The sequence below is a fragment of the Photobacterium ganghwense genome, from assembly GCF_017329545.1.
GTDB classification, from domain to species: Bacteria; Pseudomonadota; Gammaproteobacteria; order Enterobacterales; family Vibrionaceae; genus Photobacterium; species Photobacterium ganghwense.
In genome coordinates this window covers 349,590-367,507 of the sequence record NZ_CP071325.1, presented here as the reverse complement: position 1 = coordinate 367,507, position 17,918 = coordinate 349,590, and the positions used below count along the sequence as shown (strand labels likewise).

Annotated in this window: 20 protein-coding genes and 1 other RNA gene; 7 read left to right on the top strand and 14 right to left on the bottom strand. The window is 52.4% G+C overall.

Going from position 1 to position 17,918, the window contains the following annotated elements:
- From ftsL to rsmI, 4 genes are all read right to left on the bottom strand, one after another.
- Positions 1 to 324 (bottom strand): cell division protein FtsL, encoded by a 324-nt coding sequence (gene ftsL / locus FH974_RS01815; RefSeq protein WP_047886962.1) that lies wholly within the window; start codon positions 322 to 324, stop codon positions 1 to 3.
- Positions 321 to 1,268, bottom strand: coding sequence for a 16S rRNA (cytosine(1402)-N(4))-methyltransferase RsmH (rsmH, locus tag FH974_RS01810; RefSeq protein ID WP_047886963.1), 948 nt, complete (start codon positions 1,266 to 1,268; stop codon positions 321 to 323). The genes ftsL and rsmH overlap by 4 nt, the downstream gene beginning before the upstream one ends.
- Positions 1,269 to 1,588: 320 nt before the next feature.
- Positions 1,589 to 1,977, bottom strand: an RNA gene (gene rnpB, locus FH974_RS01805) — RNase P RNA component class A.
- 91 nt (positions 1,978 to 2,068) lie between these two features.
- Positions 2,069 to 2,929: a 16S rRNA (cytidine(1402)-2'-O)-methyltransferase gene (gene rsmI, locus FH974_RS01800; RefSeq protein ID WP_047886964.1), complete on the bottom strand. Its 861-nt coding sequence runs from the start codon at positions 2,927 to 2,929 to the stop codon at positions 2,069 to 2,071.
- Positions 2,930 to 2,990: 61 nt separating this feature from the next.
- Here rsmI and FH974_RS01795 point away from each other — a divergent pair, with 61 nt between their 5' ends.
- Genes FH974_RS01795 through FH974_RS01780 form a run of 4 tightly spaced genes read left to right on the top strand, consistent with a single transcriptional unit; the run spans position 2,991 to position 6,323 of the window.
- A complete protein-coding gene (locus tag FH974_RS01795) occupies positions 2,991 to 4,820 on the top strand; it encodes a penicillin-binding protein activator (RefSeq protein ID WP_047886965.1) in 1,830 nt (609 codons plus the stop codon).
- Positions 4,804 to 5,172 (top strand): YraN family protein, encoded by a 369-nt coding sequence (locus tag FH974_RS01790; protein WP_047886966.1) that lies wholly within the window; start codon positions 4,804 to 4,806, stop codon positions 5,170 to 5,172. Before FH974_RS01795 ends, FH974_RS01790 begins: the two co-directional genes overlap by 17 nt.
- A gap of 3 nt (positions 5,173 to 5,175) precedes the next feature.
- Positions 5,176 to 5,766, top strand: coding sequence for a phosphoheptose isomerase (locus FH974_RS01785; RefSeq protein WP_047886967.1), 591 nt, complete (start codon positions 5,176 to 5,178; stop codon positions 5,764 to 5,766).
- Between the two features lie 17 nt (positions 5,767 to 5,783).
- Positions 5,784 to 6,323, top strand: a complete 540-nt coding sequence (locus tag FH974_RS01780) for a BON domain-containing protein (protein ID WP_047886968.1) — start codon at positions 5,784 to 5,786, stop codon at positions 6,321 to 6,323.
- 105 nt (positions 6,324 to 6,428) lie between these two features.
- On the opposite strand, the gene sspB is transcribed toward FH974_RS01780, so the two are convergent.
- From sspB to zapE, 8 genes are all read right to left on the bottom strand, one after another.
- Positions 6,429 to 6,923 (bottom strand): ClpXP protease specificity-enhancing factor, encoded by a 495-nt coding sequence (gene sspB / locus FH974_RS01775; RefSeq protein WP_047886969.1) that lies wholly within the window; start codon positions 6,921 to 6,923, stop codon positions 6,429 to 6,431.
- Positions 6,923 to 7,561 (bottom strand): stringent starvation protein SspA, encoded by a 639-nt coding sequence (gene sspA, locus FH974_RS01770; protein WP_047886970.1) that lies wholly within the window; start codon positions 7,559 to 7,561, stop codon positions 6,923 to 6,925. The genes sspB and sspA overlap by 1 nt, the downstream gene beginning before the upstream one ends.
- An 86-nt stretch (positions 7,562 to 7,647) precedes the next feature.
- Positions 7,648 to 8,385 (bottom strand): cytochrome c1, encoded by a 738-nt coding sequence (locus FH974_RS01765; RefSeq protein WP_047886971.1) that lies wholly within the window; start codon positions 8,383 to 8,385, stop codon positions 7,648 to 7,650.
- Positions 8,382 to 9,647 (bottom strand): cytochrome b, encoded by a 1,266-nt coding sequence (locus tag FH974_RS01760; RefSeq protein ID WP_047886972.1) that lies wholly within the window; start codon positions 9,645 to 9,647, stop codon positions 8,382 to 8,384. Before FH974_RS01760 ends, FH974_RS01765 begins: the two co-directional genes overlap by 4 nt.
- Positions 9,647 to 10,237, bottom strand: coding sequence for a ubiquinol-cytochrome c reductase iron-sulfur subunit (gene petA / locus FH974_RS01755; protein WP_047886973.1), 591 nt, complete (start codon positions 10,235 to 10,237; stop codon positions 9,647 to 9,649). The genes FH974_RS01760 and petA overlap by 1 nt, the downstream gene beginning before the upstream one ends.
- Positions 10,238 to 10,725: 488 nt before the next feature.
- Positions 10,726 to 11,118: a 30S ribosomal protein S9 gene (gene rpsI, locus FH974_RS01750; protein WP_007464367.1), complete on the bottom strand. Its 393-nt coding sequence runs from the start codon at positions 11,116 to 11,118 to the stop codon at positions 10,726 to 10,728.
- A 15-nt stretch (positions 11,119 to 11,133) separates the two neighbouring features.
- Positions 11,134 to 11,562 carry a 50S ribosomal protein L13 gene (rplM, locus tag FH974_RS01745; protein ID WP_047886974.1) on the bottom strand — a complete coding sequence of 143 codons (429 nt, stop codon included), beginning with the start codon at positions 11,560 to 11,562 and terminating at the stop codon, positions 11,134 to 11,136.
- Positions 11,563 to 11,833: 271 nt separating this feature from the next.
- Positions 11,834 to 12,931, bottom strand: a complete 1,098-nt coding sequence (gene zapE, locus FH974_RS01740) for a cell division protein ZapE (RefSeq protein WP_047886975.1) — start codon at positions 12,929 to 12,931, stop codon at positions 11,834 to 11,836.
- A gap of 236 nt (positions 12,932 to 13,167) precedes the next feature.
- Between zapE and zapG the strand changes: the two genes are divergently transcribed.
- The 3 genes from zapG to degS all read left to right on the top strand — a co-directional run bounded on the left by zapG (position 13,168) and on the right by degS (position 16,299).
- The gene (zapG, locus tag FH974_RS01735; protein WP_047886976.1) at positions 13,168 to 13,590 is read left to right on the top strand and encodes a Z-ring associated protein ZapG; all 423 of its coding nucleotides are present in this window, start codon (positions 13,168 to 13,170) and stop codon (positions 13,588 to 13,590) included.
- Between the two features lie 109 nt (positions 13,591 to 13,699).
- Positions 13,700 to 15,067, top strand: a complete 1,368-nt coding sequence (locus FH974_RS01730) for a Do family serine endopeptidase (RefSeq protein ID WP_047886977.1) — start codon at positions 13,700 to 13,702, stop codon at positions 15,065 to 15,067.
- A 164-nt stretch (positions 15,068 to 15,231) separates the two neighbouring features.
- Positions 15,232 to 16,299, top strand: a complete 1,068-nt coding sequence (degS, locus tag FH974_RS01725; protein ID WP_047886978.1) for an outer membrane-stress sensor serine endopeptidase DegS — start codon at positions 15,232 to 15,234, stop codon at positions 16,297 to 16,299.
- An 81-nt stretch (positions 16,300 to 16,380) separates the two neighbouring features.
- Here the strand turns inward: degS and murA are convergent, their stop codons facing one another.
- Together murA and ibaG are read right to left on the bottom strand one after the other, a co-directional pair.
- Positions 16,381 to 17,637: a UDP-N-acetylglucosamine 1-carboxyvinyltransferase gene (gene murA / locus FH974_RS01720; protein ID WP_047886979.1), complete on the bottom strand. Its 1,257-nt coding sequence runs from the start codon at positions 17,635 to 17,637 to the stop codon at positions 16,381 to 16,383.
- Between the two features lie 10 nt (positions 17,638 to 17,647).
- The gene (gene ibaG / locus FH974_RS01715) at positions 17,648 to 17,905 is read right to left on the bottom strand and encodes a BolA family iron metabolism protein IbaG (protein ID WP_047886980.1); all 258 of its coding nucleotides are present in this window, start codon (positions 17,903 to 17,905) and stop codon (positions 17,648 to 17,650) included.
- Between the last annotated feature and the right edge of the window lie 13 nt (positions 17,906 to 17,918).

The window sequence follows — 17,918 nt, the reverse complement described above, 5'->3', positions numbered from 1 at the left end:
TCATTCGTGAACAATGACTTCGTTATCACGGGATGGGCGTTTCATTTCCATGTCCTTTTCAGCCAGCCGTTCAATCCGGCTGTGTTCGGCAAGGGAGTTCTCCTCCAGGATCTGGTTACGCCATTCAATATCCAGCTGATCACGCTCGATCAACAGTTGTTCCTGTTCGGCAATTAACTGACGGGAATGATGGGTGATCAGAACAACCCCCAATGCAGAAATCAGCACCAGAACCAGCAGGAACAGCGGAAACCGTCCTACAGAGAGTAAGTCCCGCCCAATCAGGCGGGCCAGATTGTCTGTCGGTTCCGGCGCAGACTTCATAGACGCTCAGCCAAACGCAGAACCGAACTGCGTGAACGGGCGTTCACGTTAATTTCGGTATTCGATGGTTTAATTGCTTTACCTACCGCTTTCAGCTTCGCCGAGCCCAACGCCTTGATTTGCTCATCGGTCAGCGGCAGGCCAGCAGGCACTTCCGGCCCTTTGCTCTGCTTACGGATGAAACGCTTCACCATGCGGTCTTCCAGCGAATGGAAGCTGATCACGGACAGACGGCCACCCGGAGCCAGCACCTGCAGCGCGCCATTCAGCGCGGTCTCGATTTCTTCCAGCTCGCTGTTGATGTAGATACGGATGGCCTGGAAGCTACGGGTCGCCGGGTGCTTATGCTTGTCTTTAAACGGCGACACTTCAGCAATCAGGCGGGCCAGCTGAGTGGTACGGGTCAGTGGCTCGTTCTCCGGATTTTCACGGTGCGCCACAATGCCACGGGCAATACGCTTGGCGAAACGCTCTTCACCAAACTCTTTCAGAACCCAGGCAATGTCGTCCGCTTCCGCTGTCGCCAGCCAATCAGCGGCCGAAATACCGGATGTTGGATCCATCCGCATGTCCAGCGGGCCGTCACGCATAAAGCTGAAGCCGCGCTCGGCATCATCAAGCTGCGGCGAAGAGACACCAAGATCCAGCAGCACGCCGTCAATGCGGCCAATCAGATCACGCTCAACCATGTATTTTTCCATGCCAGAAAACGGGCCATGGATAATAGTAAAACGCGGGTCATCAATTTTTTGAGCCTCAGCGATAGCCTGGGGATCACGGTCAATACTGTACAGACGCCCGTTTTCTCCGAGCTGTGAAAGAATTAACCGGCTGTGACCGCCACGACCAAACGTGCCGTCAATGTAGATACCATCAGGCTTAATCGCCAGGCCATCTACAGACTCGTGCAACAGCACGGAAACGTGCTCAAACTGTTCAGACATAATAATTTAATTGGCTCTTAAAAAGCTGCCCGTACGTCAGCGTGACTGGTGACGTCTGCGGGATAAATTTGATTCGTGAAGGAATTCATTCAGTTAAGCAATTAAAACACTGTTTTAAAAGCATTTACTGCAAATTCCCATCGCAAAGTGTACGTATTTGGCAAAAAAGATGTCAAGCCAAGGTCTCGTTTTCTGACAATCAATTGATAATTTTCAATGACCTCAGAATGCTTTGCCAGACAGGCAACGGGGAGGCATAAACGACAAAAGGTGATGAGAGACATGCCAGGAGGCGTCTCTCATCACCTTTTATGCGGAAAGAGGTGAGTTGGCCGATAAGCCGGGTTCTGTACCGCTTGCGCGGTGGTAATCATTCCTCTAGGCCTGCAATCGCTCACAGGCTCAAGCAACCTACCCGTCCCCAACGCGGGCCACGCCACTGGGGACCTATTTGGTCTTGCTCCGGGTGGAGTTTACCGTGCCACGAACTATTACTAGCCGCGCGGTGCGCTCTTACCGCACCCTTTCACCCTTACCTGTGCACCATTCCGAAGAACGGGCCATCGGCGGTTTGCTCTCTGCTGCACTGGTCGTAGGCTTGCGCCCCCCAGACGTTATCTGGCACCCTGCCCTATGGAGCCCGGACTTTCCTCCCCCTCGTCAGTCTCCCTAAGGACATCAACGAAGCAGCGATTACCTGGCCAACTCAGGCGAGCGATTGTATAGAAGTTGGCACGCGGTTACCAGTGAAATATCCTGCCCGACGTGACAACGCTTAAAAAGCCAGCAACGCGCACCGGTTACTCCAGATTTTCCAGCCCCCACTTATACAGCGCGTTTTTCTTCACACCGTGGATTTCCGCCGCCAGTGCCGAGGCTTTTTTCAGCGGCAGTTCCTTGACCAACAGCGCCAAAGTACGCAACGCTTCGGCCGGCAGCGCATTTTTCTCTGCCCGATGACCGGCCACCAGCAGCACCATCTCACCACGAATGCGGTTACTATCCAGCTTCAGCCACTCAATCAGCTCCGCCAGCGGCGCGCCGTGGATGGTCTCGTAGGTTTTGGTCAGCTCACGCGCCAGGACAACATCCCGCTCCGGCCCCAGTACCGCCAACATATCAGCCAGCGATTCCATAATACGGTGTGGTGATTCATAGAAAATCAGAGTGCGTTCGTCCTCAGCCAACGCCTGAAAACAATCCCGACGGCCCTTGCTTTTCGGTGGCAAAAAGCCTTCGAAGCTGAATCGGTCTGAAGGCAGACCGGCAGCACTGAGTGCAGTAATCACCGCACAAGGTCCCGGAAGCGGAACAACTTTAACACCCGCCTGACGACAACGATTGACAAGATGATATCCTGGATCGCTGATCAGCGGCGTACCGGCATCAGAAACCAATGCAATGCTGTTACCTGCCTGAAGTTTTTCGATTAGGAAGTCAGCTTTCTGCTGTTCGTTGTGATCGTGAAGCGCGAAGGTGCGGGTCGAGATCGAAAAATGGGTCAGCAGGCGTGATGTATGGCGAGTATCCTCCGCAGCAATCAAGTCCACCTTGGCCAGCACGTCCAATGCACGCTGTGTAATATCTGCCAGATTACCGATGGGTGTAGGTACGATGTACAAAGTTGCGGCATCTACCGTGCATGAATTGGTCTCACTCATTTGTTTAAGATCTCATCTGCAATTAATATAGAGAGTAATTTGTCATAGTTGAATGAATTCAATGATCAATTTTACCCATAAGCGTAAAAGTGTATCACGACTGTTAGCCCCTGTAGCCCTTGCTGTCATCCTAGCTGGCTGTAGTGCGCCTAATCAGCAACAGGTCGTGGGCACGGATATCACTGTCGCTGCTACCGATACCGCGGCCAATTATCTGATTAAAGCCGAATCTACCGAAGGTGCCACCAGTATCAACTGGCACATCCTTGCCTTAAAAGCATTCATTAAAGAAGGTCGCTGGGAACAGGCCGAGCAGCAGTCTAACCGACTGAGCCGCATGAACCTGGATCCGGTTCAGATGGCGGAATGGCAGCTAGCCAACGCGACACTGCGCTACCAACAAGGCCAGCCTCAGGCAGCGCTGGATACCCTGAACTTCCAGCCATGGTGGACGCTAGCTGACAGCCAGTACCTGCGCTATCACATGCTGCGCGCCGACCTGCTTGGGCAAACCAACCAGTATCTGCTGGCGGCCCGTGAGCGCACGGCTCTGGATCAATTGCTGAGCGCCGAGCAAAAACAAGCGAACTGGCAGAACCTGTGGCAGGATCTAAGCCATTACAGTAACAGCCAACTGCAGTCACTGTCTCTGGGCAGCAACGAAGAGGTGCTGCGCGGCTGGGTACAGCTGGCCGTGCTGAAAAACACATATGGGCAACGCCCGGCCAAACTGAAAACCATGGTTGAAGATTGGCTGGCCAAAAATCCGTACCACCCGGCTAACCAGTACCTGCCTGCCGATCTGACGGCCATCATGTCACTGGAGATCACCCAGCTGAACAATGTGGCACTGTTGTTGCCACTTAGTGGTCGCTTCGAGCAGTCCGGGAAAGCGGTGCGTGACGGCTTCCTTAACGCGATGCTGGACGATTCCGGCCGCGATGCCAACACCGAGCTGACCCTGTACGATACCGATGCCGAGCCAATGCCAGCCATTCTGGCGAAGCTGAAGCAAAACAATGTTGAGCTGGTGATTGGTCCGCTGCGCAAAGAGAAGATCACGGAATTCCAGCGCATGAACAGCGATCAGATCCCGCAACTGGCCCTGAACGAACCGGATGCCGGCAGCGTAAGCCAAGCCAACACCTGTTATTTCTCGCTGTCACCGGAGCAGGAAGCAGAACAAGCAGCCAAGCACCTGTTTGCCAATGGCCACCAGTTCCCTATCGTCCTGGCACCCGCGAACAGCTATGGCCGCCGGGTCAGTGATGCCTTTGTTAAGCAATGGGAACAGTTGACCGGTCACACCCCGACCTCCCGTCAGTTTAGCTCGCGCAAAAACATCCAACAGGTCATGACGGAAGTGTTTGGTCAGAATGACAGCAAAGCCCGTATCCGTCAGATGGAGCAGATCTTGGGTAGCGATACCCAAAGCGAATCCCGCAGCCGTCGTGATACCGATGCCGTGTATGTGATCGGCAATGTCAACGAGCTGAAGCTGCTGAAGCCGTTTGTGGATGTGGCCGTCGACCCGGGCGTGACACCGCCGAAGCTGTACGCCAGCTCACGCAGCTACCCGGATCGCAATATCAGCCACATGGACATTAAAGGCGTCGAGTTCAGCGATATCCCGATGCTGGTCAATGCGGACCCGGGGTTCATGAGCCAGTTTGAAACACAGTGGCCTAACGCCAGCAATACAAATATGCGCCTGCACGCGTTCGGAATGGATGCGTACAAGATGATCACTGAACTGCCTCAGATGCGGGTAGTTGAACACTACTCCATTACCGGTCATACCGGCCAGCTGAGCCTGAATGATCAGTGTGTCGTCCAGCGCGAGCTGAGCTGGGGCGTCTTCTCTGGCGAAGGCATTGAACCTGTTCAATAAACGCCAGCAAGGCAAAACCTACGAGGTCATGGCTGAGACGCATCTGCGTCGCCATGGCCTCGTTGCCGTTGCCCGGAATTTCCAGTGCCGGGGCGGTGAAATCGATCTGATCATGCGCGATCGTCACTGCTGGGTCTTCATTGAAGTCAAATTCCGGCAACACAACCATTACGGTTCGGCCGCAGAAGCGGTAAACTGGCGCAAGCAACAGCGAATCAAACGCGCCGCGCTGTTCTGGCTCCAACAACAGGGCCATGCCATTGAGCATACTGAGTTTCGGTTTGACGTGGTGTCATTGGAAGGAACCCCACCGCAAATCGAATGGTTTACCAACATCCTAGTTGAAGGTTGATCCATGCTAGAAAGCATCAAAGAAAGTTTTACCGAAAGCATCCAAACCCAGATTGCCGCCGCCGAGGCTCTGCCCGACGCGCTGTCTCAAGCGGCCCAGCTCATGGTCCAGAGCCTGCTTAACGGTAACAAAATCCTCTGCTGTGGCAACGGCGGGTCAGCAGCGAACGCCCAGCATTTTGCTTCTTGCCTGATCAACCGTTTTGAAACTGAGCGTCCGAGTTTGCCAGCCCTTGCCCTGACCGCAGATACCACAACCCTGACCGCTGTCGCAAACGACTACCACCAGGATGAAATCTTCTCCAAACAGGTACGTGCACTGGGACAAGGCGGCGACATCCTGCTGGTGATTTCTACCAGCGGTAACAGCAAAAACATCATCAAAGCGATGGAAGCGGCCCTGACCCGTGACATGACCATTGTAGCCCTCACCGGTATGGACGGCGGTGAAATGGCCGGCTTGCTAGGCCCGCAGGATGTTGAAATCCGCATTCCTTCCCAGCGTACCGCACGTATCCAGGAAGGCCACTTACTGGCCGTACACTGCCTGTGCGATCTGATTGATAAAGTCCTGTTCCCTCATCACGAAGCCTAATGAGGGGAGATATATTCATGAAGCGTCGCCTCCTGTTCATTGCGTGTTTGTCACTGGCTCTTCAGGCGTGCGCCCTGACTAACCCGGCAGATACCCGTACCACCACGCAACAATGGTATGACCAACAGATTGAGATGGAAATCGGCGGACTGGTTAACAAGCCGCCGTTTCGCGAGCAAGTACGAGCCAATGCCATCGCGGTAGATGGCAAGGTACTGTTGATTGGTCAGGCCGCGGATCAGGCCACCAGCCAGCAACTAGAAAGTAAGGTTCGCGAATTCAAACGGGTGAAAACCGTCTTTAACCAGTTGCAAATTCGTCCGCCTGCCGCTCTGAGCGAAGTCAGCCAAGACAGTTGGCTGACCACCAAAGTCAAAACGCAGCTCATTGGCAGCAAGAAACTTCGCGATGCAACCATCCAGGTGTATACCGCGGGGCAGGAAGTGTACCTACTGGGTTATGTCACCCCAGAGCAGGGAAATGTGGCCGCCGAAATCGCGCGCAATGTATCTGGCGTGAAAAAGGTCGTGAAAGTCTTTGAGTACCCGCCGCAATAAACCGCGGATATTCGCCCTGCCCGGCAGTTTGGTTCAGCGCCCATCCCAAAATACATATATAAAAAAACGCAGCCTGGGCTGCGTTTTTTGTGGATTGGTTTCGCGTTATTTGACGACACGAAGGCTTGGGCGACCACGAGGTCGAGGCGGCTCGTCATTAGAATCTGACTCACTCACCAGTTCAGGCTCTTCATCAACCTCAACAGAACTTAATACCATCGGCGCATCATCTTCAAGCTCGATGTCATCCAGCTCTTCAATGTCAGCCATATAAGCCGGTTCTGGCTCGAACATCGTCCCTGCACCATTTTCACGGGCATAGATTGCCAGTGCTGCGTACAGTGGAACAATGACCGAATGAGGACGACCGCTGAAACGAGCATTGAAGCTGATCGCCTCGTTGCCCAGTTCCAGATTGCCTACCGCACGCGGGGCAATATTCAGCACGATCTGACCATCGCTCACGAATTCCATCGGAACTTGCACGCCAGGCTGGGTCGCATCAACCACCAAATGCGGGGTCAAATCGTTATCCACCAACCAGTCGTAAAACGCCCGAAGAATATACGGACGGCGTGGCGTCATGCGATCCATATCCATTATTTACCAGCCAGGCGCATTTCACGCTCAACTTCGGTAAGAGAAGCCAGGAATGAATCACGTTCAAACACACGGGTCATGTACGCTTTCACTTCCTTCGCACCGGCACCAGCCAGTTCGATGCCCATTTCAGGCAGACGCCACAATAGTGGAGCCAGGTAGCAATCGACCAGGCTGAACTCTTCGCTCATGAAGTACGGGAATTCAGCAAACACTGGTGCCAGAGCCAGAAGCTCTTCGCGCAGCTGCTTACGAGCTTTGTCAGCTTCGTCGGCAGAGCCGCCCTTGATCTTGTCAGCCAGGCTGTACCAGTTACGCTCGATACGGTACATCATCAAGCGGCTGTTACCTCGGGCAACCGGATATACAGGCATCAGCGGCGGATGAGGGAAACGCTCATCCAGATACTCCATAATGATACTTGCCTGATACAGAGCAAGCTCACGATCAACCAGGGTCGGCACGGAGTTGTACGGATTCAGGTCAAGCAGATCTTCCGGCAGGTTGTTTGGATCAACCAGCTCAATTTCAACACTCACACCTTTTTCCGCGAGTACGATACGCACCTGATGGCTGTAGATGTCAGAAGCATCAGAATACAGAGTCATCACAGAGCGTTTATTGGCAGCAACAGCCATTAACCCCTCCAGTATTATAGCAATACACAAAAAGCAACGGGGGCCTCTGCCCCCATTGCGAGATTCTAACCCACTAGATTACCCGATCAGTGGACATCACGCCAATATTCTTTCTTCAACAGTAAGGTTAGTACAAAGAATACGACGATGAAGCCCATCACCCAGTAACCCATACGCTGACGTTCCAGTTTCATCGGTTCAGCAGAGTACGCCAGGAAGTTCACCAGATCGCGAACCACTGCATCATACTCTTCTTTATTCAGTTCACCGCTGCCATCAGCCTCAATACCAACGAATTCCTGAACTTCTTTACCGTCAACCAGACGCGTCTCGTAAACCTTGCTTGGCACACCCTGCAGCTCTTCAAGAACGTGCGGCATACCAACACTTGGGAAGACAACGTTGTTCACGCCAAACGGACGGCTTGGGTCCGCGTAGAATGAACGCAGGTAGGTGTAGATCCAATCAGCGCCACGGACACGGGCAACCATTGTCAGGTCTGGTGCCGGCGCACCGAATGATGCCGCCGCATATTCCGTTGGAATCGCGTTGGTCATCAGATCACCGATCTTCGCATTAGGATCGAAGATCAGGTTCTCTTTCATCAACTCTGCCGGAATACCCAGATCGGTCGCGACACGCTCATAACGCTGGTACTGCGTGGCGTGACAGCCAAAACAATAGTTCATGAACGTACGAGCCCCGTTCTGCAGCGATGCTTTATCGCTCAGATCGTTATTGGCTGCATCCAGTGGTACTGCAGGACCCGCTGCCATAGCCAGAGATGGCAGCAGGGCAAATAACATGACAATCAACTTTTTCATTTGAATGTTACCCTCTCTGGTAATGGCTTAGTTGCTTCGTTCTTGCTGTAGAAGAACAGCAGGACGAAGAACATGAAGTAGCCGAAGCTGAAGATCTGTGCCATCAGTGTGTACACCGGCGTGGCAGGCAGAGCACCCAGAATTCCCAGAGCAATGAAACAGATGGTGAACTGAACAATGTTCCCCAGGTGCAGCTTGCTACGGTAACGGTACGAACGAACTTTACAGCGATCCAGCCATGGCAACAGGAACAGCGCAACAATCGACGCACCCATTGCGATAACACCCAGCAGCTTATCCGGAACCGCACGCAGGATGGCGTAGAACGGTGTGAAGTACCAAACCGGAGCAATGTGCTCAGGAGTCTTCAGCGGGTTCGCAGCTTCAAAGTTAGGTGGCTCAAGGAAGTAGCCGCCCATTTCCGGGTTGAAGAAGATCACGTAGCTGAACAGGAATGCAAACACCGCCACACCAACCAGATCTTTCACCGTACCATAAGGGTGGAACGGGATAGAGTCGATGATGTCGTATTTCTTGGTGTAGTACTCGTGGAACTTGAACTGCGTTTTGTAATCTTCGCCTTTGCTGCCTTTCGGCAGTTTGGTCTCGATACCGTCCGGGTTGTTCGAACCAACTTCGTGCAGAGCCAGAATGTGCAGCACAATCAGAAGCAGCAGAACAATCGGCAGAGCGATCACGTGCAAGGCAAAGAAGCGGTTCAGTGTAGCGCCCGAGATAACGTAGTCACCACGGATCCACAATGTCAGGTCATCACCAATAACAGGAATCGCACCAAACAGCGAGATGATTACCTGAGCACCCCAGTATGACATCTGACCCCATGGCAGCAGGTAGCCCATGAAGGCTTCAGCCATCAGTACCAAGAAGATCAGCATACCGAACAACCACAGCAGCTCACGTGGTTTCTGGTAAGAACCGTAGATCAGCCCACGGAACATGTGCAGGTACACCACGATGAAGAATGCAGACGCACCGGTAGAGTGCATATAACGCAGCAACCAGCCATATTCCACATCACGCATGATGTATTCAACAGAGGCAAACGCACCATCGCCGGAAGGTACGTAGTTCATGGTTAGCCAGATACCCGTCAGTAGCTGGTTAACCAGTACCAGCATTGCCAACGAACCGAAGATATACCAGAAGTTAAAGTTCTTCGGCATCGGGTATTCAGACATATGCTTGCGATAAGCATTCATCGCAGGCAGACGTTTTTCAATCCAACCGAGTAAGGCTTCCATTAGGCAGTCTCCCCATCTTCACCAACCAGAATGGTGTTGTCGTCCAGGAACGTGTGAGGCGGCACAACCAGGTTTAGTGGTGCCGGAACCCCAGCAAAGACACGACCCGCCATGTCAAACTTCGAGCCGTGACACGGGCAGAAGAAACCTGCCGACACACCACTGACCTGCTCACTGAAGCTGTCTGGCAGATAGGTAGGGGAACAGCCAAGGTGGGTACAGATACCTACGGCTATAAAAATTTCAGGCTTAACAGAACGATATTCATTCTGGGCATACATCGGCTGCTGTGGCTCTTCTGATGAAGGGTCACGCAGCTGGCCGTCATGGCCACCCAATTCTTTCAAAATCGCATCGCTACGGCGGACAACCCAGACAGGTTTACCACGCCACTCGACGCGAACCATCTGGCCTACTTCCAACTTGCTGATATCAACTTCAACTGGCGCACCGGCGGCTTTTGCTTTCGCGCTCGGGTTCCATGATTTGATAAAAGGCACGGCTACAGCGACTGCACCTAAGCCTCCAACAACCGAAGTCGTCGCAGTCAGGAAGCGGCGTCGGCCGTTACTTACTGGCGCATTGCTCATCCAACATTCTCCCATGTGCTCCCGCTCTGGATTATTATTATGTCCTTTTGCGTCCCTGGAGCTTACGGCTAACTTTCAACGGAAAGAAACAACAGTTACTCCTGCCCAAGCGGCAGAATTAATTCATTTTAAAGCTGTTGCTTATCACGCCAAATGATAAAGAAAACCCTACTTTATGACAAGATAAAGCTACCTTTTCGCAACAAATGTGAGAGGTATGTTCTTTTTGTTACTTGCCATCATGCAAATTGCTGTTATATGGGAAATTTCCGGGTTTCAACCAAACAAAAAACTAGGTTGATAATTATCTGATTCAGATAAGTTTGTTGCTTAGGTGTGACCAAGCTAACACATTCCTAAAACAAATATCTGGTTATTACTGATAAGAGTGACAGCGGAGGCGGGAAAGCTTTGAGATATAAAAAAAGCCCAACCCGAAGGCTGAGCTTTTTGACCACAGAAACCAGATAAAATCTGGAGCGTTGAAATTAACGCTTAGAGAACTGTGGACGGCGACGTGCTTTACGCAGACCAACTTTCTTACGTTCAACGCGACGTGCGTCACGAGTAACGTAACCAGCTGCACGTAGAGCAGGACGTAGAGTCTCATCGTATTCCATCAGAGCGCGAGTGATACCGTGACGGATCGCACCTGATTGACCAGTGATACCACCACCTTTAACAGTGATGTACAGGTCAAGTTTCTCTGTCATTTCAACAAGCTCAAGTGGCTGACGAACAACCATGCGAGCAGTTTCGCGACCGAAGTATTCTTCGATGCTACGCTTGTTGATTACGATGTTACCAGTACCCGGCTTAATGAAAACGCGAGCAGCTGAGCTTTTGCGACGGCCAGTGCCGTAGTATTGATTCTCTGCCATTGTCATCTTCCCCAATTAGATGTCTAGAACTTTAGGCTGCTGTGCAGCGTGGTTGTGCTCAGCACCAGCGTAAACTTTCAGCTTACGGTACATTGCACGGCCTAGAGGACCCTTAGGAAGCATGCCTTTAACAGCAATTTCGATAACCATTTCTGGTTTCTTAGCGATCAGCTTGTCGAAGCTGATTGACTTCAGACCACCGATGTAGCCAGTGTGGTGGTGGTACATCTTGTCAGTGCGCTTAGCACCAGTTACCGCAACTTTCTCAGCATTGATAACTACGATGTAGTCACCAGTGTCAACGTGTGGAGTGTACTCAGGCTTGTGCTTGCCACGTAGACGAGATGCGATTTCAGTTGCAAGACGGCCTAGTGTTTTACCTTCAGCGTCTACAACATACCAGTCACGTTTTACAGTTTCTGGTTTAGCAACGAAAGTTTTCATGCTAATTCTTACCCAAAATTAAATAGTTTCACTTCACTGGAGCATATTGCTCCATCTCTGTACAGAGCCCAGTCATCACCCCTTCGAGTGGTTGGCACTCCCGGCTTTTGCCGTTACAGGTACGGTGGGTCGCAAGATTATAGGGAAGGGTGGAGAAAAAATCACCTTTTTTTGAAAAAAAATTGCGATTTTTTCTCTCTGAGCATTTTTGCCTCAAATTCACCATTTTACTTCGGGATTTCCCCTGTTTTACGGCAGGAAAAGCCCCACATCAGGCTAGGTGAGGACGAGCCAGATAGTCGTGACTCTGCATCTCGACAAGCCGTGAGCAACAGCGTTTATACTCAAATGCAAGGCGTTGTCCCTGATACAGGTTTTCCCAGTTTACTTCGGCAGAAATGATCAATTTGACGTTACGTTCATAGAACTCGTCGACCAGGGCGATAAAGCGCCGTGCGGCATCACTTTCTGCCTCACCCATTTGTTTTACCTCAGACAGTAAAACCGTATGGTAAAGCCGGGCCAATTCCATGTAATCGGCCTGGCTGCGCGCGGTCTGGCACAGAGTGGCAAAATTAAAATGCACTACCCCTTCCGCCTCATGCAGCGTCGGCAACGTCCGATGATTAATCTCAATGTTTTTGCCACTGAAACGTGGTGCCACACTCAGCTGTTCGAAATACCTCAGCATATTCTGCTCGGCCGCCGCATCAAGCGGAGCATGGTAGATTTCGGCCTGCTCCAGGGTACGTAACCGATAATCCACCCCGGAATCGACATTCACCACCTCGCAGTTCGCTTTGATCAGGGCGATGGCCGGCAGGAAACGCGCACGCTGCAAGCCATTTCGGTACAGCTCATCAGGTGGAATGTTAGAGGTGGCCACCAGCGTAATACCGCGTTTAAACAGGGCTTCAAACAGCGTGCCAAGCAACATGGCATCGGTAATATCTGAGACGAAGAATTCGTCAAAGCAAATCAGGTCAGCTTCTCGCTTGAACCGATCGGCCACAACCTGCAGCGGGTCGGCCTGCTGCTCCAGGGTTCTCAATTCATCATGAACCCGCTGCATAAAGCGATGGAAGTGGACCCGCATCTTGCGTTGTGTCGGCAGACAGTCATAAAACGTGTCCACCAGATAGGTTTTACCACGACCGACCCCACCCCAGAAATAAAGCCCTTTTTCAGGCGGCGGAGGCGGCGGTGAGCGGCGCAGCACCCGATCCATCATGGTTCGTTCTGCGACCGGTTTCGGCTTAAGCAGCCGGTGATAAAGATCATCAAGGTGACGAACGGCCATTGCCTGAGCCGGGTCAGCCATAAAGTCGTCCCGTTTAAGATCTTCCTGGTATTTTTGTAGCGGCGTCATCCTTCTAACTAGACCTAATCATCTCCCTTCAGTGACCGAGATAGTACCATGCCAGCGCGTGACCATGTATAGTATCTATACGAATCTGATTAACTTGGTCACGATTCAGCGCCAATTAATCTTTTTGTTATACAACGGCCAGTTATAAACGGTGTCACGATGTTCCAAGACTGCAGGAACAATGTAACCTGCCAGACCCGTCGCGGCCCTGCTACTTAAGTCAAAAGGAGTACTTCATGGCTTGGATTTACGCGCTTCTTATCTTTATCGCCGGTGCGGCAGTCGGGGCTTTTGCGGCTCGCCTGGGCACCAAGAGTCTTAAAAATCAGAAGGAGCTGAAAAAAGAGCTCGACAAATCAAAATACGAACTCGAGCAGTTTCGTCAGGAGCTGGTTGATCACTTCGCCCAAAGCTCTGAGTTGCTGGATAACCTGGCGAAAGACTACAGCAAGCTGTACGAGCATATGGCGAAAACCTCGACAGAGCTAATGCCGAACCTGCCGGAGCAGGATAATCCGTTTGCCCGCCGCATCAGCACGCTGGAAGCCGTAAAAAACGTGGAGGCTCCGCAAGATCAGCCTCGCGATTACGCCAACGGTGCGAGTGGCCTATTGAAAGACATCCCTGAACCAGTGGTTGAGGCGCCAAAAGCCGGCTAATCATTTTCTCAGGAACTAAACACTGATTTTCAAGTCTGAGATAAAGCAGGCATATCAACATAATAGGCCCATGCCTGCCATTGGACTTGAAAATCGGAGTTTAGTGATAATGAAAAAACCTTTGCTTGTATTAAATGCTCTGGCACTAGGCATCAGTTCTGTTCTTTCTCCTGTAACTGCGTCTGCCGCCCTTCCTCAATCGGTGAATAGCCAACAATTGCCAAGCCTCGCCCCGATGCTTGAGCAAGTGACCCCTGCCGTTGTCAGTATTGCTGTCGAAGGCAAGCAGGTTTCGAAGCAACGCCTTCCGGAAACATTCCGCTTCTTCTTTGGCCCGGACTTTCCGGAAGAGCAAATTCGTGAGCGTCCGTTCCGCGGCCTGGGCTCCGGGGTCATTATTAATGCGGATAAAGGCTATGTGGTCACGAACCACCATGTGATCGGCGGTGCCGATAAAATCATGGTGCAGCTGCATGATGGCCGCGAAGTGGCTGCCGAACTGATTGGCAGTGACGAAATGTCTGACATTGCCCTGTTGAAACTCAAGAAAACCGACGACCTGACTGAAATCAAACTGGCGGATTCCGACAAACTGCGGGTCGGTGACTTTGCTGTTGCGATCGGTAACCCGTTCGGCCTCGGCCAGACGGTCACCTCCGGTATTATTTCAGCGTTGGGCCGCAGTGGTCTGAATATCGAAAACTTCGAAAACTTCATTCAGACCGATGCCGCCATTAACAGCGGTAACTCCGGTGGCGCACTGGTCAACCTGAACGGCGAACTGGTGGGTATCAACACCGCCATTCTAGGCCCTAACGGCGGCAACGTCGGGATTGGCTTTGCCATTCCGGTCAACATGGTCAAGAACCTGACCCAGCAAATTCTTGAATACGGCGAAGTCAAACGTGGTGTTCTGGGGGTTCAGGGGGGCGAACTGACCGCTGAGCTGGCCGAAGCGTTCGGCTATGACACAAATTACGGCGCCTTCGTGAATCAGGTAATGCCGGATTCTGCGGCGGCCAAAGCCGGACTCAAAGCCGGGGATATCATCACTACGGTCAACGGTAAGAAGATCCGCAGCTTTGCCGAGCTGAGAGCAAAAATTGCAACCTTGGGCGCAGGTAAAGAAGTGAGCCTGGGTATCGTGCGCGACGGTAAAGAACAAAGCGTCAACGTGACCCTTCAGGAAGCGTCACTGAATAAAGTGAAGGCGGACAACCTGCACCAGAATCTTGCCGGGGCTGAATTTGCCAACACCACCGCCGACGATGGTGTGAAAGGCGTGAAAGTTACCAGCCTGCAGGCCAATTCGCTGGCGGCACGTTACGGTCTGAAGGAAGGGGATATTATCCTGGGCGTGAATCGTCAGGCCATCCGTAACCTGGGTGAACTGCGTAAAGCGCTTGACCGCAGCGCTGGTGTCATGGCGCTTGAAGTCAAACGCGGTGACAACATCCTGTATCTGATCATCCGCTGATTCCCTCCCCTCGCAACATCCCAAGCAGCCGGCAGTGTCCGGCTGCTTTGCGCCTACGGCAATTACCGCTATATTCAACAAAATAACATCGAAATTTGGTATCTCACTGAGGTAGTGATACTCTCATCGGCTACGTTTGCCGTTTCGTGTTCAGGGGAGCATACATGCTGGCTTTTTTTAGCCGATCCATTCTGCTTGGTGTGGTCACGGCCGCAGCTCTGCTGGCCGTTTTTCCTGATCTTCGAACCCAGATGCTGGAAACCCCTCAGGTTCTGGTTCCGGCACAGCATGATCAAACTCAGGTATCCTTCAACTACGCTGTCCGGCGAGCATCTCCTGCTGTCGTCAATATTTACAACCGCCGGTATAACGCCAACGATCGCCTTCAGCTCAGCACGCAGGGACTGGGTTCCGGCGTCATCATGAGCGATAAAGGCTATATCGTGACGAACTATCATGTCGTCGCGGAAGCCGATCAGGTAATTGTAGCCCTTCAGGACGGACGCATTCTGACTGCCCAGCTCATTGGTAAAGACAAGCGCACAGATCTGGCGGTACTGAAAATTCAGGCCGAGAATCTACCGGTCATTCCGCTCAGCACCGATTACCAACCCGCGGTAGGGGATGTGGTTCTGGCTATCGGTAACCCTTACAACCTCGGCCAGACCACCACCTACGGCATCATTTCTGCCACCGGGCGTTCCGGCATGAGCTTCTATGGTCGGCAGGACTTCCTGCAAACGGATGCCGCCATCAACGAGGGGAACTCCGGCGGCGCGCTGGTCAATACGCGCGGCGAGCTGGTTGGTATTAATACCGCCTCTTTCCAACAGGCGACCGATATCGAAACCTATGGGATCTCTTTCGCGATTCCGTATGAGCTGACCCATAAAATCATGAATAAGCTGATTGCGGATGGCCGGGTAATTCGCGGTTATATCGGCCTAGAAGCCAGAGATATCAACCCAGTGATGGCACGCCTGTACGATGCAGACCAGATTAGCGGCATCATTGTAATGGGCATGGACCCGAATGGCCCGGCAGCCAAAGCCGGCTTCCAGGTGCAAGATATTTTGGTGGAGATAGACGGCAAGCCGGTGACTGACCGCCGTAATGTGCTGGATATCGTGACCGAGTTACGCCCAGGAACCCGAGTGGAAATGACCGTGCTGCGAAATGGTCAACCAACCAAGCTCAGTGTACTGATTGGGGATGACCCGCAGGATTACTGATCTGGTCGCCACTAAAAGCATTCCCCATAAAAAAAGCGAGAGCCTTGGCTCTCGCTTTTTGTTGGGTCACTTTCAGAGAGATTACTCGCTGAAGCGCTCGATATTCATACCCAGCGCGCGGAACTTATCTTCGATATGCTCGTAGCCGCGGTCGATATGGTAGATACGATCCACAATCGTCTCACCTTTCGCGATGCTGCCGGCAATCACCAGACTGGCTGATGCGCGCAGGTCAGTCGCCATCACCTGAGCGCCGCTCAGACCTTTGGTATCGCCGCAAATCACGGTGTTACCTTCGATTTCCGCTTTTGCTCCCATACGGATCAGTTCCGGGATGTGCATGAAACGGTTTTCGAAAATGGTCTCAGTGATGATCCCGGTACCTTTGGCAACCAGATTCAACAGTGAGAACTGAGCCTGCATATCTGTCGGGAAGCCCGGGTGCGGCGCAGTACGGATATTCACGGCTTTCAGCTCACGGTCGGTCATATCCAGACTGATCCAGTCGTCACCGGTTTCAATGGCGGCTCCCGCCTCTTCCAGCTTCGCCAGTGCCGCTTCCAGCAACGCAGGCTTAGTGTTACGACACACAATTTTGCCACCGGAAACCGCTGCTGCTACCAGGAATGTCCCGGTTTCAATACGGTCAGCCACAACTTTGTGATAGCCCCCGCCCAGACGTTCCACACCTTCGATGGTGATGGTGTCAGAGCCGGCACCAGTGATTTTCGCACCCAGTGTATTCAGGAACATCGCCGTATCGACAATTTCTGGCTCACGGGCTGCGTTTTCAATCACGGTCGTCCCTTCAGCCAGCGTCGCCGCAGACATGATAGTCACGGTCGCGCCAACACTGACTTTATCCATGACAATGTGAGCACCTTTCAGGCGACCGTCAACCGACGCCTTCACGTACCCTTCTTCCAGCGCGATGGTTGCACCCAGTTGCTCCAGACCGTGGATATGCAAATCCACAGGACGGGCACCAATGGCACAACCGCCCGGCAAGGAAACCTGTCCCTGACCAAAGCGAGCGACCAGCGGGCCCAATGCCCAGATAGATGCGCGCATGGTTTTCACCAGATCATAAGGCGCGCAAAATTCGTTTACCGGACCGGCATCAACATGGACAGAACCATTGCGGGTGACTTTCGCACCCAGTCGGCTCAGCAGCTCCATGGTAGTATCAATATCACGCAGTTTTGGCACATTCGCCACTTCTACCGGCTCTTCGGCCAGCAGGGAGGCGAACAAAATAGGCAATGCTGCATTCTTAGCACCAGAAATGGAGACTTCGCCGCTCAGTGGGCCACCGCCCTGGATTCGAAACTTCTGCATCATTTACCTCTTAGGACAGCGACATTAACTTTTTGTCTCGCGCCCACTCTTCCGGTGTGTACGTTTTAATACTCAGGGCGTGAATTGCATTGGTCGCGATATGTCCCATCAGCGGACCATAAATAGTCTGCTGTTTTTTCACTCGGCTCATGCCTTCGAACAGGGCGCCAACTGCAATCACTTCATAGTGGCTGCCATCGCCTTTCACGATGACTTCATCCAGCTCTACGGCATTTTCCAGGATGTTTTTGATTTCAGAGATTTCCACAAGCTATCCTCTT